Here is a 16,974-nt window from a genome sequence, read left to right on the forward strand (position 1 = left end):
TATTTTATTTCTTCTTCTTCAATACTTTGATACGTCGGCTAGCTTCATGAGCCTCAGGGTATAGTTCAAGCGCTTTCTCATAGTTACGGATGGCGGCATCTGTCATGTGTTCTTTCTCACATTCACGTCCCAATGAGACATATTCTACAGCCAAGCGTTTGAGCATCTCATCACGATCATGTAGTTTGTTGATAGCCTCCTGCCGTTGTTCTTCCAGTTGGGTGATGACAGCGAGTTTTCTGCGGATGAGTCGTTGTGCAGCAGGCCGTTCGATGTCGTAACGACTATGGATGGCGATGAAGAAATGTTTCAGAAATGCTTGAAAATCGCGTTCGTCGAAAGCACTCATGGCCTCCCTGTATTCGTAGTCGGCTTTACTCTCATGGAGGGCTTTGTTGATGAGGCTGCTGTTATTGTATCGCTGAGCGAACGCGATTACTTCGGGTTTGACAAAGATGTCGCTGCGACGAAGTGGCGACTCTAAACAAATGCCTTGCAGGGAGGTGCATCGGCTTAATGCCACATAGGCTTGTCCGCCGGCAAAGGCGCCTCCTGTGAAATCGATACGCACATGACGGAAGGTAAGTCCTTGACTCTTATGAACGGTAATGGCCCATGCCAGTCGGATTGGAAACTGGATGAATGAACCGAGCAATTCCTCTTCTATCTTCTGTTCCTTCTCATTGAAGGTATAGCGCATATTTTCCCAAATGGCACGTTCTACGTCGTGCTCATGACCAGTCTCGTCGCAAATGGTGATGATACCTTCTTCTTCGTCAAGGGCGACGACAACCCCTAAGGTACCATTGACCCATCGGTGTTCTTTGTCGTTCTTGATAAAGATCACCTGTGCGCCAGGTTTCACCTCTAGCGCAATAGGGGCAGGGTAGGAACTCTCAGGAAATTCTCCAAGTACTTTTCCGTTGAAGACGGTAGCTTTGCCTTCAAGAGCTGCCAGTTGTTCGTTGTTGATATGTTCTGCTGTATCTCGACGGGTAGCCAAGGTAATAGCCATCTCGTCTTGGCTGTTATGGAAAGAAGCCCCCAGTCGTTGATTGATGATTCGCAGGTCATGATCCGTTGTGGTATTGCTTCTGATTCGGTCCAGTATGTGGATGAAATCTTCATCCTTTTGCCGATATACTTTCCGTAATTCTATACTAACGAGATCCATCTTTTGCCAAACGGAGGCAGAGAAGAAATAGGCAGAAGCATAGAATGGTTGCATGAGTTGCCATTCGTCAGACTTCACCACAGGCTGTAACTGGAAGATATCGCCAACGAGTAAGAGTTGTTTGCCTCCGAATGGCTCACGCATATTGTGGCAGTAGATGCGCAATACTTTGTCAATGAAGTCGATGATATCAGAACGAACCATCGATATTTCATCGATGATGATGAGTTCCAACTCACGCAACATCTTGATCGTGTCTCCGCTATATTTCAAACTTTTGCGGATATGGCGTGCATCATACCGGCTGTCGTTAGGAAGAAGCGGGTGGAAAGGGAGTTTGAAGAAACTATGGATTGTCTGTCCTCCTGCGTTGATGGCAGCAATACCTGTTGGTGCGAGGATGACGTGTTTCTTCTTTGTATGTTCAGACACATAACGCAGAAAAGTAGATTTACCCGTGCCTGCCTTCCCAGTAAGGAAAAGCGAGCGACGGGTAAAGTTGACAATCTGGAGTGCCGATTGCCACTCCGCATTGGTAGTGTCTATAGACGATTTCAATACAGAAGGTCTGTTAAAGGTCTTGCAAAATTAAATTTCCGTATGTTTGGGCTCCTCTGCAGCCTTCGGTTGTGAGGGCGTTCCGTGTTGGTTACCATCAGGTGATGGCGCAACAGGAGCAGTAGGATCAACAGCATTCTCATTGGGCTGTTCCAGTTCGATATGCTGGATACTGTCGCTGGCAATAGAGTCTGAATCGGCAGGCTCTTTGAAATAGCCACCGCAACTATACATTTGCATGGTGATGTCGCTATCGTGCGGTTTGTCGAATTTAGCACGATACATTTTGAATGCAGGGTCTCCAAGAACCTGTTCTAAGAAGTCTCCACAGATGGGAAGAGCTGTCTTGGACCCTTGACCTAATGCTCCAGTACGGAAGTGGATACAACGGTATTCACCGCCTACCCATGCTCCGACAACGAGATGTGGGGAAACACCAACAAACCATGCGTCGGAATGGTTGTTAGAAGTACCAGTCTTACCGCCGAAATCTGTATCACGAGCAAATTGGTTGGTCCAGCGTCCCAATGCAGAACTTGTTCCTTGCATACCGCCCTGCAGCAATTGTTGGAGGAGAAAAGCACTCTTGTAGGTCAATACTTGTTTCTCCTCTTCAGGAGCAGTATAGATTTCTTTGCCGTCGCGATCTACGATACGGGTGACAAGGACGGGGTTGTGTGTTTTACCGTCATTGACCGGTGTACAATATGCATTGACGAGTTCAAGGAGGTTGACATCGCTACTACCCAAGGCGAGTGCAGGGGTAGCATCCAACTTACTTTTTATACCCATATCGTGTGCGGTTTTTACAATATTGGGAATACCACATTCTTGGCCGAGTTTGACAGCAATAGAGTTGATACTCATGGCGAAAGCCTGTTTCAGCGTGACATTAGCACCGGAGAAACGTCCGTTGGCATTGGTTGGGGCCCATAATACTTCTTCGTTTTTCTTGCTGTCGAAGACTTTCATAGAGAAATAGGAGTCCTCACGTGTGTCACAAGGAGTAATACCTTGATTCATGGCCTCAGCATAGACAAAGAGCTTAAACGTAGAACCTGGTTGACGCATCGACTTCACCTTGTCGTACTTCCATGTTCTGAAATCGAGGTCACCGACCCATGCTTTTACGTGACCCGTCTCGGGTTCCATTGCAACGAATCCACAGTGCATGAAATGTTCCATATAACGGATGGAGTCGAGCGTTGAGATATTTTTCTCGATGATGCCTTCGTCGTAATCAAACAACTTCACAGGGTGTGGAAGGTTCAGATAGTAGTTGATAGAATCGGTATTATTGTCGTATCGTTGACTCAGATATTTGTAATAAGGCAATTTTTTGGCAAGATCTTCAATGAAATTAGGAATTTCCTGATGGTGCTCATCCTGCCATGGGTTCTGGCCAGACCAGTGGTTGTTGAAGTTACGTTGGATGATACGCATCTGTCGCTTTGCAGCCTGTTCTGCGTATTTCTGCATACGCGTATCAATAGTGGTGTAAATCTTCAAACCGTCTCTGTAGAGATCAATATCATTGTCCTTACACCAGTCGTGAAGTTCATCAGCAACGGCCTCACGGAAATACTGTGCCTGTCCATCGTAATTGTTCTCCACACTATAGTCGAGTTGGATAGGTTTCTTGGAAAGGGTGTCGTAAGCTTCACGTGTCAGATCCTTGTGTCGACGCATGTTGTCGAGTACCACATTACGACGTTTGAAGGAATTGTCGGGATTGGTTCGGGGATTATAATAGGTTGTAGCCTTGAGCAGACCGACAAGAATAGCAGCCTGTTCAGGGGTCAATTCCTTTGGTGTGGTACCGAAATATGTTTTTGCTGCAGTTTTGATGCCGTATGCATTGGACCCAAAATCCACTGTATTAGCATACATGGTGAGGATGTCTTTTTTATCGAAAAACATCTCAATCTTCACAGCGGTAATCCATTCCTTACTTTTCATGATGAGCATTTTTACACCAGGGATGTTGCCCAACAGACCTGTGGAATACTCAGTACGAACACGGAACATATTTTTCACCAACTGTTGGGTGATGGTTGAGGCACCACGAGCATCATGGTGAACCACAAAGTCTTTTGCTGCTGCAAAAACGCCCTGGAAGTCAATACCGAAATGATGGTAGAAACGTTCGTCTTCTGTGTCTATCAAAGCTTTCCAGAATACAGGGTTAATCTCTTCGTAGGCAACAGGGGTTCTGTTTTCGCTGAAATACTTACCAATCATGACACCGTCAGCACTGTATAGTTCTGATGCTTGTATGGTTTTTGGGTGCATAATAGCTCTCAAGGACGGTGACTTGCCGAAGAGCCACAGAAAATTGACATCTACCATGATGAGGTAGAAGATGAAGGCTATAATTAACGAGGCAAATCCTACACCACCTTTCACGTACCAGGCACGTCCCTGATACAAGCTTTTATACCATAGCCATGATTTCTTGAGCCACTGACGTGCTTTTGCTGTAAACTCAACGATTCTCTCTTTCATAGATTATCAATATACTTCAAAATGTCTTTTTCTTCTTCAGGATGAAACCATCTCATGGCTTCGTCACGTTTATACCAGGTCAATTGCTTACGAGCATAACGACGGGTGTTACCCTTGATACGCTCTATGGCTTCTTCTAATGACCAGCGCCCGTCCATATAGTCAAACAGTTCCTTATAGCCAACGGTATTGAGTGCGTTGAGATGTCGGTATTCACGGAGTGCAGCAGCTTCTTCTAAAAATCCTTGCTGCATCATTTCGTCAACTCTCGCGTTGATCCGTTGATAGAGTTGTTCACGGTCTCTGTTCAGTCCTATCTTGATAATACGGAAGGGTCTTTGTTTTTTTTCTTGTGTTCTAAATGATGTGTAGGTCTTCCCTGTCTGATAGCAGATTTCTAATGCGTGTATCACGCGTCGATAGTTTTGCTTATCCACTATCTCATAGTGTTCTGGGTCCAGACGTTTGAGGTCTTCACATAAAGTCTCAAGACCTTCTTCTGTATAACGACGTTTCATCTCCTTTCTGACGTCATCACGTATGGTAGGAATATCGTCAATACCATTGCAGACAGCATCTATATACATCATGCTTCCTCCCGATAGGAGTGCATAAGGATGATGGTCGTCTTGGAGTAATTGCATCACTTCCTGCTCATACATAGAGGCATTATAATAGTCTGCAATACTCTTGGTGCCTACAAAATAATGATGTGCTTGTTGTTGCTGCTCTATGCTCGGTGACGCTGTACCGATTCTCATCTCCCGGTATATCTGACGGGAGTCGGCATTGATGATGGGAATACCTAAATGATTGGCCAAACGTATGGTCAATGCGGTTTTTCCCACTGCCGTAGGACCGGTGACGACAATCAACGTATGCATATTAGCGGATTACTCCACGCTTGGAGTTCTCTATGAATGAGCAGATATAATCGACCTCTTTTGAGTCGGGATATTTGGCACGTGCCTCTGCAACACCCTCTTTGAGGATTCCCTTAGAGTAGATGATGCGATAGCTGTCGTGAATGGCCTCGATGGTCTCGTTGGAGAATCCACGACGACGCAGGCCGATCAGATTGACGCCAGCATAGCGTACAGGTTCCTTACCTGCAATCACGAAAGGAGGAATATCCTGGCTGGTACGTGAGCCGCCTTGGAACATGATATAGCTTCCGATATGGATAAACTGGTGGAACAGGCAGCATGCAGAGATGATGGCAAAGTCGTCAACGATGACTTCGCCTGCAAATTTGGTAGAGTTACCAATGATGCAACCGTTGCCAATCTCACAGTCATGACCGATATGCATATTCTCCATCAACAGATTGCCGTTGCCTACAACGGTCTTGCCTTTTGAGGCAGTACCACGGCTGATGGTAACGTTCTCGCGGATAGAGTTGTTGTCGCCAATCTCACAGGTTGTATCTTCACCTTTGAATTTCAAATCCTGAGGTTTGGTGGAGATTGATGCGCCAGGGAAAATCTCATTACCGTTGCCCAAACGTGTACCATAGTGTAGTGTGACTCCGTTGTAGAGCTTGTTGTTATCGCCAATGATAACATTCTTGTCAATGACACAGAAAGGTCCAATCACATTGTTGTCACCGAGTTTTGCCTCGGGATCAACGATAGCCATAGGATGAATCTGATTCATATATTATAAAATTAAGAGGGTCTGCATATGTTTGTGTATGCAGACACCGTGATGTTATTATTTGTTTTTTACTATTTGTGCGGTAAAGGTGGCTTCTGCTACCACGTGATCACCCACGAAGATGTATCCCTTCATGCTGGAAATACCGTGGCGTACAGGTGCCAACAGGTCAACTTTGAACAGCAACGTGTCGCCCGGTACTACCTTCTGGCGGAATTTTACATCGTCAATACGCATGAAATATGTGGACCAGCGCTCAGGTTCTTCCAGTGTGTTGAGTACTAGCAGACCGCCACATTGTGCCATGGCTTCAATCTGTAACACGCCAGGCATGACGGGTTCTTCGGGGAAGTGGCCTTGGAAGAAAGGTTCGTTGCTTGTCACATTTTTCACTCCGACAATGCTGCTGGCTCCTAAGGCGATAACCTTATCAACCAGTTGCATGGGATAACGATGGGGCAGCAATTCACGAATTTTGTTGATGTCCATCACCGGTTCGTCGTTGGGATCGTAGATAGGAGCTTGGATTTCGTGCTTGCGAATCTCCTTGCGCATCTGACGGGCAAACTTGTTGTTGATGGTATGGCCTGGACGAGTGGCGATGATACGTCCCTTGATGGGTTTGCCGATGAGAGCCATATCGCCGATGATGTCAAGCAATTTGTGGCGTGTACATTCATTCTCCCATACCAATGGCTTGTGCTGAATATATCCTAAATCCTCTGCGTTAAGGTGGGGCACTTGAAGCATGTCTGCCAGTTGGTCGAGTTGCTCTTGACTAATCTTTCTCTCATAGATAACGATGGCATTGTCCATGTCGCCGCCTTTAATCAGATTAGCTTGAAGCAGGGGCTGTATGTCTCTTACAAAGACGAAGGTACGTGCTGCAGCAATCTCTGTGGGGAAAGCTTCAATCTTTTCGAGGGTTGCAAACTGAGAGTTGATGAACTTCGACTCAAACGAGCACATGGCTGTGAGTGAAAATTCTTCGTCAGGCAGAATGGTGATGGTAGAGCCGCTTTGCTCATCTTTTACCTCAATCTTCTTGCGGATGATGTAATAGTCTTTCGGCGCATTCTGTTCCTCAATGCCCACTTCGTTGATTTTGTTGACATACTGTATAGCACTTCCGTCGAGAATAGGAAATTCAGGACCATTCACCTGAATACGACAGTTGTCGATGCCTAAGGCGTAAAGGGCGGCAAGACCATGCTCTACGGTACTTACGCGGGCTTCTCCTTTAGCAAGAACCGTGCCACGCTGGGTGTCAACGACATTCTCTGCAATGGCATCGATGACAGGCTCCCCTTCAAGGTCGATACGCTGGATTTTATATCCTGTATTCTCTGGAGCAGGATTGAAAGTCACGGTGAGGTTCAGACCGGTGTGCAGTCCTTTTCCGAAGAGGGAGAAACTGCCTTTCAAAGTTTTCTGTTTCATATTTATTTTTGTTTTTTCAATTCATCGAGTTCTTTACGAAGCATGTTGAGTTCACGATACATATCGGGCAACTTACGGAAAATGGCAGAGGATTTGAAGAATCCCTTTGGTTCAATGGCAGGAGAACCAATCAATTGCTCACCATTGCCTTTTGTGTTACTGATTACGCCAGCCTGTGCGCCGATGAATGTCTTGTCTGCCACGTGGATATGACCAGAGAATCCTGCCTGTCCACCTACCATACACCAAGCGCCTATCTTAGTAGAACCAGCAAGGCCAACCTGGGCAGACATTACCGTGTTCTCACCAATCTCACAGTTGTGAGCCACCTGGATGAGGTTGTCTATCTTCACACCTTTATGAAGTACGGTCTGTCCCATGGTAGAACGGTCAACACATGTGTTGGCACCAATTTCTACATGATCTTCGATGACCACGATACCAATTTGTGGTATCTTATCATAACCCTCTTGGCTGGGGGCAAAACCGAATCCGTCTGCACCAATCACGCTACCAGCATGGATTGTTACATCGTTACCCAGGCGGCAACCCTGATAAATGGTGACGTTGGGATAGAGCAGGCAATCGTTGCCGATGCTCACGCCGTCGCCTACTACAGTATGGGGGTAAATCTGAGTGTTGTCGCCAACTGTTGTGCCGTCTCCAATGTATGCAAAGGCCCCAATATATACATCTGCGCCGATTTTTGCGGTTGGACTAACGAATGCCAGTGGATCGATGCCTTTCTTCTTGGGCATGCTTGCGGCATAGAGTTGCAACAATTTAGCCACACACTCATAAGCATTTTCCACACGGATGAGTGTGGCTTCTACAGGGTGGTCCAGTACCACATCGTTGTTGACAAGAACAATACTTGCCTTGGTGTCGTAAATATACTGTGTGTATTTAGGATTTGACAAGAAGGTAATGGAACCTTTTGTGCCTTCTTCAATTTTAGAAAAAGTGTGTACAGTGGCGTTATCGTCACCTTCTACACGACCACCGATAAAATCGGCTATTTGTTTGGCTGTAAACTCCATATTTTTGTTTGTAATAATATTAAATTGGTGCAAAGTTACAATTTTTTTCTCAAACTCTTTGGTAACAAAGGTAATATTTGCGTATTTTTTTGGAAAGTAGTTGTACATTGAGAATTTCTGAAGCCTCTGAAATATCCTTAACGGTACCGTCTTTGTAAAGAATACCGATGCTGTCGTCTTCTGGATTGTACATATCTTTGCCTATTTCAGCGACGGATACCATGTATTCAGTTTCTTCGAGAGAGATGTCTAATGTGTCTGCTATATTCTTGCGTATCTCGTTGATAGTATGCTTGTCAGGAGCGTTTTCAAGAACTTCTACTTTAAATAGTCTTCTGTCGAGCATGTCTGTGGCAAGAGTGGAAAGAATTTTGTCTTCGTTGTATCTCCATACCTTGAGTGTACTCCATATATCACAATCGTCAAGGTCGGCATAATGGCGTAATGCAGCACTTTGGGTCCGGAAGTCTTCTGCGCTGATGTCGTTGTTCAGAAAATAGGCGAGGGCGGGAGGGGCGAAAAGGGAATTTCCTTTTCTTACGAGGTCTTTTGCTCTTCGTAGTGTGTTGATCAATACTTTTTCGTATCCTACGGCGGTTTTGTGCAGATAGACCTGCCAGTACATCAGACGTCTCGTTGTCAGGTAGTTTTCTATTGAATATATACCTTTCGACTCCACCACGAGTTGTTCATCCACCACGTTGAGCATCTTGATGATTCTATCGCTGCCAATGTTTCCTTCAGTCACTCCGGTAAAGAATGAATCGCGACGCAGGTAGTCGAGACGGTCCATGTCCAATTGGCTGGAAATGAGTTGGTGGAATATCTTGTTGTGGTATTCGTCTTTGAAGATAGAAATGGCGAGGTTGAGAGCGCCATGAAAGTCTTCATTCATGCGTTCCATCATCATCATGGAAATCTCTTCGTGCGATATGTCGTGGATGAGCGTATTCTCCAGGGCATGTGAGAAAGGGCCATGACCGATGTCGTGCATGAGGATGGCTGCAAGAACAGCTTCCGCTTCCATGTCGAAGATATATACGCCTTTCTCAAGTAACGACTTGATTGCTTCTGACATCAAGTGGTAGGCGCCGATGGAATGCTGGAAGCGTGTATGTCGTGCTCCTGGATATACCACAGATGCGAGTCCGAGTTGGTTGATGCGATTCAAGCGTTGGAACAACTGGTGTTGCACGATATCGTAGTGCAGTCCTTTTCCGATTTTTATAAAACCGAAAACCGGGTCGTTGATGATGGAATATCCGTTCATGGGCAGGTGGTTTTCAAAATGATACACAAAGATACGCATAATATTTCTAAAAAGCAAATCTTCTGTGTTCTTTCGTTTATTTTCGTTGTACCCGTAAAAACTGAAGAGGAAAATAAGCCACACATTTTTTTGTGGACTGGTTGATTATGTCCTGGTGGAAGCTATGTGGCTTGTGCAGTATTTTATGATATAGAAAAAGAGAGCCGTGTGGACTCTCTTTCTGTTAACCTTACTCTTGAGGTGCCTGGCGGATTCGAACCGCCGTAGACGGTTTTGCAGACCGTTGACTAAGCCACTCATCCAAGGCACCTTGTTGTTAAGCGAGTGCAAAGGTAATACTATTTTTTTGAACAACCAAATTTTTTCCTGTTTTTTTTGCTTAATTCGCATCCTTTGCAGCCTTGACATGGATTTTCGTGGTCAGAAAGCTGACGGTAAATGCGCCAAGCAATATATCCCACGCATAAGACAAGGACTATGAAGACAAGGGTGTATTGCATGATTTTTATAATTTGGATAGTTTACGCAGCATTAGTTTGTTCATGGCTTGAATACGTCTGCCGCTTTTCTCAATATCCTCGCGAACATTATTTATATTATTGAAGAAATCGCTGAATGCGTTGAGGAAAGGATTGGGTTGACAGGGGTCTTCCATGGCATTGGGGTTGGTGACGATACGGATTCCTGCCGGTTCGATATGCACATCGACATCGGAACTTGTCATGATCGGGTCTCCATCGTAATGGATGGCGCCAGGTTGGGAACGGTGGATATGAATGGACCGCGTCTTAAAGGTTTTGATTTTAGAATTGTTGGTCAGCGTCTTGTTCATCAGGTCGATGCTGATCTGTGGTGCTTCCAATGCTGTAAATGGCTCCATGATGATGACGTCCATCATACCGTCTTTCATGGTTGCATTTGGTGCAATATAGGCATTGTTGCCATATTGTGATGCATTGGCACAGGCAATGAGGAATGCTTTGTAGCTTCGTGCACCGGTATCGTCGGTGACTTCATAGGTTTCTGGCTTGTATTTCAGACCTTCTTTTAGCACATTTTCTATATAGGTGAGCGGTCCACGCTTGCCGGCTTCTGCGAACTTGAGTGAGATGAACGCGTCGAATCCCATGCCACAGGTGCAGAAAAACGGCAGTCCGTTGATGACTCCATAGTCGAAACTTTCTACGACACCACGGTTGATGACTCCTAATGCCTTGCGTGGATTGAGCGGCAAGCAAAGATGGCGGGCAAGGCCATTTCCAGAACCGCAGGGCACGATTCCCAAAGCCGTGTCTGTGTGGGTGAGTGATCGCGCCACTTCATTGACGGTTCCGTCGCCACCAACTGCCACGACGATGTCGGCACCATTGTCTGCACACTCGCGTGCGATTGATGCAGCATGGCCGGCATGTTCGGTCAATCGGATAGTAACATCGAAGCGTTGTGCATCGATTTCGCTGGCAATCATGTCAGGAATAGCATCCTTTCCATGCGTTCCCGATATGGGATTGACTATGAATGTTATTCTTTTCTTTTCGTTCATACGATGCAAATGTACTAATAATCGTTCAAAAAGTATGCAAAAATAGATAAAATTACATTTTAATAACGAATAATATTTCTTTTTTTGCACGTTTTGATAAAATTTGTGTAACTTTGCAGTTCGAAACGAATAAAAACAGCTCAGCTGTAGATAACTATTCTCATGGGACAATTACAAGAAAGATACAAAAACTATCGCGAGCCTCAGAAATTTATGGAGGCTGGTGTTTATCCCTATTTCCGTGAAATTACAGGAAAACAGGGTACGGAGGTAGAAATGGGCGGCCACAAAGTTTTGATGTTTGGCTCTAATGCTTATACAGGATTGACTGGTGACCAGCGAATCATTGATGCTGCTAAAGCTGCTTTGGATCAATATGGTTCAGGCTGTGCAGGAAGCCGTTTTCTTAATGGTACTCTTGATCTTCACGTCAAGTTGGAAAAAGAAATCTCGGCGTTTGTTCATAAAGACGACTGCCTCTGCTTGTCAACTGGCTTTAGTGTGAATCAAGGAGTGTTGGCAATGGTAGTGGGTAAGAACGACTACATTATCTGTGATGATCGTGACCATGCAAGTATTGTTGATGGACGTCGTCTCTCGTTTGCTCGTCAGCTACATTACAAGCATAATGATATGGCAGATTTGGAGCGTGTGCTTCAGAATCTTCCTCACGAGGCCGTGAAACTTATAGTGGTGGATGGTGTATTCTCGATGGAAGGTGATTTGGCTAAACTTCCAGAAATTGTAGAGCTGAAGCATAAATACAACTGTTCTATCATGGTTGATGAAGCTCACGGTATTGGAGTATTCGGAGACCATGGACGTGGAGTTTGTGACTATTTCGGTTTGACCGATGAGGTAGATCTTATTATGGGAACATTCTCTAAATCTTTGGCTTCTATTGGTGGATTTATTGCAGGAGATAAAGATACCATCAATTTCCTGCGTCATAATTGTCGTACCTATATCTTCTCGGCTTCTAACACTCCAGCAGCTACAGCCGCAGCTCTTGAGGCTCTGCACATCTTGCAGAAAGAGCCAGAGCGCATAGAGGCTTTGTGGAAAGTAACGAAGTATGCTTTGAAGCGTTTCCAGGAAGAAGGTTTTGAAATTGGAGAAACAGAGAGTCCTATTATTCCACTTTATGTGCGTGATGTGGAGAAGACATTCCTTGTAACAGCACTTGCCTTTAATGCAGGAGTATTCATCAATCCTGTTATTCCTCCTGCATGTGCACCTCAGGATACTCTCGTGCGCTATGCACTCATGGCTACCCATACTGAAGAGCAGGTGGAGCGCTCTGTAGAAATTCTGAAGAAGATATTTGTCGAGCAAGGCATTATCAAGTAAAAGAGAAAGCCAATTTTTACCACTTTTTACGTCGGATACATTTTGTAAACCCGATGTGGAGTGAGTGAATAAGCGGATAATAAAGTGGCAGATGAAAGACTAAAAGGTCTGAAGTCTTAAAATAATGTTAAAAACGAAAGATTTTTCTGTTTTTAGTCTTTTGTCTGCCAAATTATTTGTACCTTTGCACCCGCTTAGATAAAGCAACGAGGTGTAGCGCAGTTGGTAGCGTTCCTGGTTTGGGACCAGGCTGTCGCAGGTTCGAGTCCTGTCACCTCGACAAAACATAAGAAAGATCCTATGAATTTAATATTCATAGGATCTTTTTTGCTTGCGGAATAATGCTTTCTAAATAGTTGAGTAACGAATTTATCTCAGCCGATGGCAAGGGGCATCCCGAACACATTCCGGGCACATCCCGAATGTCTCCTAAGTTCCTCCCTTGTTTCTTCCTAGTTTCTCCCAAATAGCTCCCAACGGTAAAAGCCATCTGTAGAATAATCAACAGAAGTGGAAAATAACAAGCATTTTGTACCTTACCAAGCAATTTTCGGTTCAAAAACTTGTTTTTCACAAGCATTTTGCTTAACTTTGCGACAAGTTACATGACTACTAAACCGAAAATGACTAAACGAACAATAATTTGCTGTGTGATAATAGCATTAATGCTGTTTTTTGAACCATTTTATACCAAAGCAAACGAAGCAGATCGGGTGTTCAGGGTTTATACCTCGTCACACGGCATGATAGATAATAGTGCGCAGACGATTAGTTGCACGACAACGGGCCGCATCATCCTCACCACACTTGGTCACGTGAACTTCTTTGATGGCGTGACATTCACACATATAGACCCACAGCCGTCTAATGTCTATCCCTTGGCAAAATACACAGGTTATTCGCATGTCTATTTTGATAATAATCAGCATCTCTGGGTTAAAGACACCCATCGTGTCACATGTGTGGATCTAAGAAAAGAAGAGTTTATCGATGATGTACAAGGCGTGTTCAACTCTTATGGTATCAAAAACAAGGTAGATGACTTATTTGCTGACGAGACAGCTACCGTTTGGGTGGTGTTGGGAGACAAATTGGTCAACATTCACACGAAGTGTACGCTTAAAATCAAGCGTTACCCTTTGCAGGATATTTCCCGTTTTGAAAATCGGCTATTTCTCTTTTATAACAATGGCGATGTAGATGTGTATGATATTAACACAAAAAAAATACTATACACGATACATACTTTGACAGCAGAAGCTGGCAAACGCTACAATGCAACCAGCGTCTTGTGTAAAACCGAACAAGGTATTTTTCAGATTCGTACAGGAGTCAATAAATCAATTTTGCTTTATTTAGATGTTAAGAAGCGGAGTGCCAAAACAATTCTCCAAACTCCTTACAGTCTAAACTCTATGGTCGTTCATGATAACAAGCTCTATATTGCATGCGTAGAAGGTTATTGGACATATAACCTGGCAACTGAAGAAACAAAACACCATGCTGAAATCACATTAGACAACGGTCAACGAATGGTTCCTGACATTAATGCCCTTACCTTCGATAAACAAGGCGGTATGTGGCTTGGAAGTAAACACAGAGGATTACTCTATTGCAAACCATATGCGTCGCCTATACAACAATACGGAACCAATACCGATTTTTTTAAACGCTACGAGTCCCAGATGGCTAAAGCGATTAAAACCAATACAAAAAATCTGCCTCCAACAATCACTTGCTCGTTTGTAGATAGCAGAGGATGGACTTGGCAAGGAACCTATAGCGGAATACGTCTTATGAGACCTAATGCAAAGACTATAGAGTATGGCTACAAGGATGGGCTTGCCAATGAGGTAATACGTGCTGTGATAGAAGACAACAACCACAATATTTGGGTTAGTACAAGTTATGGTATAGCACATATAGATGTCAAGAACAACAAAGTCAAGCATATTGAGTACTTTGCAGGAATAGATAACGTACCTGACGAAGCGTTTACAGAAGGAGCAAGTCTCAAGCTGGCGGACGGTACCATCATTTTCAAGTCGCTTGACCACATGGTGACATTCCATCCTGACAAGTTCCACACACAGGCAATCAAACAAATCCGGTTAACTCCCCAAATGTGCAAAATCTTGATGAATGGTCATGAAGTGCATCCGGGAGAGCGGTTTAATGATAACGTAGTAACCGATGTAGCTATCTCGCGTACACGTGATATGTACTTCAATTATGACCAAAACTCTATTACGTTGATGTTTGTCAGTCTGAACTATTTTCGTCCGTTTCAGACCTATTATAGAGTACGCGTAAAAGGATGTGAACCATATAACGAATGGACCGTTTTATCAACCTACAACGGAAGGGGATTGGTGGATAAGAAAGGCGCTTTGCATTTACCTTTGTCGGGAATAAGCCCCGGACATTATGAAGTGGAGCTACAAGCATCTATGAGTCCTGAGTATTGGACAGAAAAACCATACGTGTGGCATATTTACGTGAAAGAGCCATGGTGGCGCACCACTATCATATATGTCCTTTTAGGATTGACGCTGTGTGTGTTGATTGTAGGCAACCTAATGGTGTACAACAAATATATTCGTATGCGCGTGAAATGGATTAATGTTGAAGCGCAGGTAATGAAACGATTGAAAACATTTGTGCAACGCTGTAAACAACATGAGAACTCTGTACTTGAGCCATTAAACAATAATGGTGGCGCGGATGACAAGGGGGATGTAGGAGAAGATATGTTCGAGCAAATGATGTTGAAAATCATGCCTCATCTGCTCATCGATCACAACGAACATCTTTCGCTCAGACGATTGGCTGAAAAGGCTGAAGTGGACGAAGTGGAACTTTCGAAAATGGTAATGGCTAACAGCCATAAAAACCCAATCCATTTCTTGATATCGCTACGCCTTGAAACATCAAAGAAAATGCTGAGTGAATCTACAATGGGTATTCCTGAAATTGCCAAAATGTGTGGTTTCGTATCGGTAAACTACTTTATTGCATGTTTCTATCATCGCTATCAATGTACTCCAATAGCCTATAGGACAGAACAAAGGAAGAATGTTCTTAAAACAACAAGACTATCTTGATAATAATTCGCAAAAGCCGACTAAAAGCCATGTTCGTCCACCTATAGGACGATAATATGCGAGCATCTGGTAGTTATTGCTTGTTTGGAAGAAATTTCCTTCTGTTTCTGCCGGAAGACCTTTATCATCAACATAGATATAGGAATAATAGCCTTGTTTCTGCATGATAGTTGCATGATATGATGATGTGGTATTATCATAGTACATCAAATAGTCTCGACTGTCTGACGAATTGGTCCATTGCCCAAAAATGTATCTGTTGCCATGATAGGGGGCTTGTAATTGATAGTTTACAGAAACATAGTCGCACGTTACATCATCTTCCTGTCGGTCGCTATTACGAACAAGTGAAAAACCTTTAGCGGCTTCATCGGTTAGGTAGAACGGTCTGGGAACATCGGGATGGAGATAAGCGTCATATTGATGGCCATTCCATTCGATACGTTCTATGCCCATTGTTGGGTGGCTGGTGGCAAGTATTTCAAACTTGTGATATTCGTTGCCTGCCAAGAAAATGTAGTTTTCATCGTGGTCCCATTTCATTCCGCTTTTCATTTGATATGTAGGAGGAACGTTGATTCGTGGGCAATGCCAGTTCTGCATCATAACGGTATATAACTGTCGTTCTCGATCGGAAATATTAAGTGATGGATATTCTAAGGTCGCAGAAATCTGCTGATGTTTTCCGTTTACGTCCTTATCGGTAATGGTTGTCATAGTCAAGGCTACCTTAGCCTTCGGTTCAACAACCATGAAGCAAACTTCTGCTACGGGTTGATCAAGGCGATGATTCCTGTCGAATATTCTTAATCGGTAGTTTCCACTCATCGTAATCTGACATTGTTCGTTGGGAATCGTAATCGTATAGTGTGTATAGTCGATGGTGGTATTGATGGAATGTTGGTAATCCAATATCGGAAATTCTGAGAATCCTTGCATCCAGTCGTTTTCAAAAACAAATTGAGAAGTAGTCCAGTCGGGTTCACACCGTTCCAGTCTGCAAATGTAGTCGTGGACTTCGTGAGACATTTCATCAAAGCCAACTGTCATTCTTTCGTTTGTTGCATGAAGATGGAGTAGGGGCAACGTTTGCCAATTGTCATTCACAATAGCGGTAAGGGATTTTAATTGCGAAACATATAGTCGCGTAGAATTTACCCACTCGCCAGGACCTGACGTTTGGAAATGCTGACCATTGGCAACTGTAGAAATTGCTGTTATCAGGAATAGGAACAATAGAAAAAAGTTCCTTCTGCAATTGAACGTTTTCATCATAATGGCGCAAATTTAGTAATTTCTTGTTAGAAAACAGAATAGATTGAAAAAAAATTGCT

At 44.0% G+C, this 16,974-nt stretch carries 11 protein-coding genes and 2 tRNA genes; 3 read left to right on the forward strand and 10 right to left on the reverse strand.

Going from position 1 to position 16,974, the window contains the following annotated elements; all coding sequences use genetic code 11:
• Positions 1 to 4: 4 nt before the first annotated feature.
• From CIK89_RS12300 to CIK89_RS12340, 9 genes are all read right to left on the reverse strand, one after another.
• The gene (locus CIK89_RS12300; RefSeq protein WP_094391656.1) at positions 5 to 1,732 is read right to left on the reverse strand and encodes an AAA family ATPase; all 1,728 of its coding nucleotides are present in this window, start codon (positions 1,730 to 1,732) and stop codon (positions 5 to 7) included.
• Positions 1,733 to 1,762: 30 nt separating this feature from the next.
• Positions 1,763 to 4,237, reverse strand: a complete 2,475-nt coding sequence (locus tag CIK89_RS12305) for a transglycosylase domain-containing protein (protein ID WP_094391657.1) — start codon at positions 4,235 to 4,237, stop codon at positions 1,763 to 1,765.
• Positions 4,234 to 5,121 carry a tRNA (adenosine(37)-N6)-dimethylallyltransferase MiaA gene (miaA, locus tag CIK89_RS12310; protein WP_094391658.1) on the reverse strand — a complete coding sequence of 296 codons (888 nt, stop codon included), beginning with the start codon at positions 5,119 to 5,121 and terminating at the stop codon, positions 4,234 to 4,236. The genes CIK89_RS12305 and miaA overlap by 4 nt, the downstream gene beginning before the upstream one ends.
• A gap of 1 nt (position 5,122) precedes the next feature.
• Positions 5,123 to 5,893 (reverse strand): acyl-ACP--UDP-N-acetylglucosamine O-acyltransferase, encoded by a 771-nt coding sequence (gene lpxA, locus CIK89_RS12315; protein ID WP_094391659.1) that lies wholly within the window; start codon positions 5,891 to 5,893, stop codon positions 5,123 to 5,125.
• A gap of 57 nt (positions 5,894 to 5,950) precedes the next feature.
• A complete protein-coding gene (locus CIK89_RS12320) occupies positions 5,951 to 7,333 on the reverse strand; it encodes a bifunctional UDP-3-O-[3-hydroxymyristoyl] N-acetylglucosamine deacetylase/3-hydroxyacyl-ACP dehydratase (protein WP_094391660.1) in 1,383 nt (460 codons plus the stop codon).
• Positions 7,334 to 7,335: 2 nt separating this feature from the next.
• Positions 7,336 to 8,373, reverse strand: a complete 1,038-nt coding sequence (gene lpxD / locus CIK89_RS12325) for a UDP-3-O-(3-hydroxymyristoyl)glucosamine N-acyltransferase (protein WP_094391661.1) — start codon at positions 8,371 to 8,373, stop codon at positions 7,336 to 7,338.
• A gap of 49 nt (positions 8,374 to 8,422) precedes the next feature.
• Positions 8,423 to 9,643: an HD domain-containing protein gene (locus CIK89_RS12330; RefSeq protein WP_094391699.1), complete on the reverse strand. Its 1,221-nt coding sequence runs from the start codon at positions 9,641 to 9,643 to the stop codon at positions 8,423 to 8,425.
• Positions 9,644 to 9,881: 238 nt separating this feature from the next.
• Positions 9,882 to 9,953, reverse strand: a tRNA-Cys gene (locus CIK89_RS12335).
• A gap of 195 nt (positions 9,954 to 10,148) precedes the next feature.
• Positions 10,149 to 11,186 carry a diacylglycerol kinase family protein gene (locus CIK89_RS12340; protein ID WP_094391662.1) on the reverse strand — a complete coding sequence of 346 codons (1,038 nt, stop codon included), beginning with the start codon at positions 11,184 to 11,186 and terminating at the stop codon, positions 10,149 to 10,151.
• 162 nt (positions 11,187 to 11,348) lie between these two features.
• Between CIK89_RS12340 and CIK89_RS12345 the strand changes: the two genes are divergently transcribed.
• The 3 genes from CIK89_RS12345 (at position 11,349) to CIK89_RS12360 (ending at position 15,640) form a co-directional block, all read left to right on the forward strand.
• The gene (locus CIK89_RS12345) at positions 11,349 to 12,536 is read left to right on the forward strand and encodes an aminotransferase class I/II-fold pyridoxal phosphate-dependent enzyme (RefSeq protein WP_094391663.1); all 1,188 of its coding nucleotides are present in this window, start codon (positions 11,349 to 11,351) and stop codon (positions 12,534 to 12,536) included.
• 207 nt (positions 12,537 to 12,743) lie between these two features.
• Positions 12,744 to 12,816, forward strand: a tRNA-Pro gene (locus CIK89_RS12350).
• Between the two features lie 370 nt (positions 12,817 to 13,186).
• Positions 13,187 to 15,640 carry a helix-turn-helix domain-containing protein gene (locus CIK89_RS12360; RefSeq protein WP_158215029.1) on the forward strand — a complete coding sequence of 818 codons (2,454 nt, stop codon included), beginning with the start codon at positions 13,187 to 13,189 and terminating at the stop codon, positions 15,638 to 15,640.
• Here the strand turns inward: CIK89_RS12360 and CIK89_RS12365 are convergent.
• Entirely contained in the window at positions 15,632 to 16,915 is a 1,284-nt protein-coding gene (locus CIK89_RS12365; RefSeq protein ID WP_094391666.1) for a DUF5103 domain-containing protein, read from the reverse strand. The genes CIK89_RS12360 and CIK89_RS12365 overlap by 9 nt on opposite strands.
• Positions 16,916 to 16,974 lie beyond the last annotated feature (59 nt).

The organism is Prevotella sp. P4-119 (genome assembly GCF_002251345.1).
Taxonomy (GTDB): Bacteria; Bacteroidota; Bacteroidia; order Bacteroidales; family Bacteroidaceae; genus Prevotella.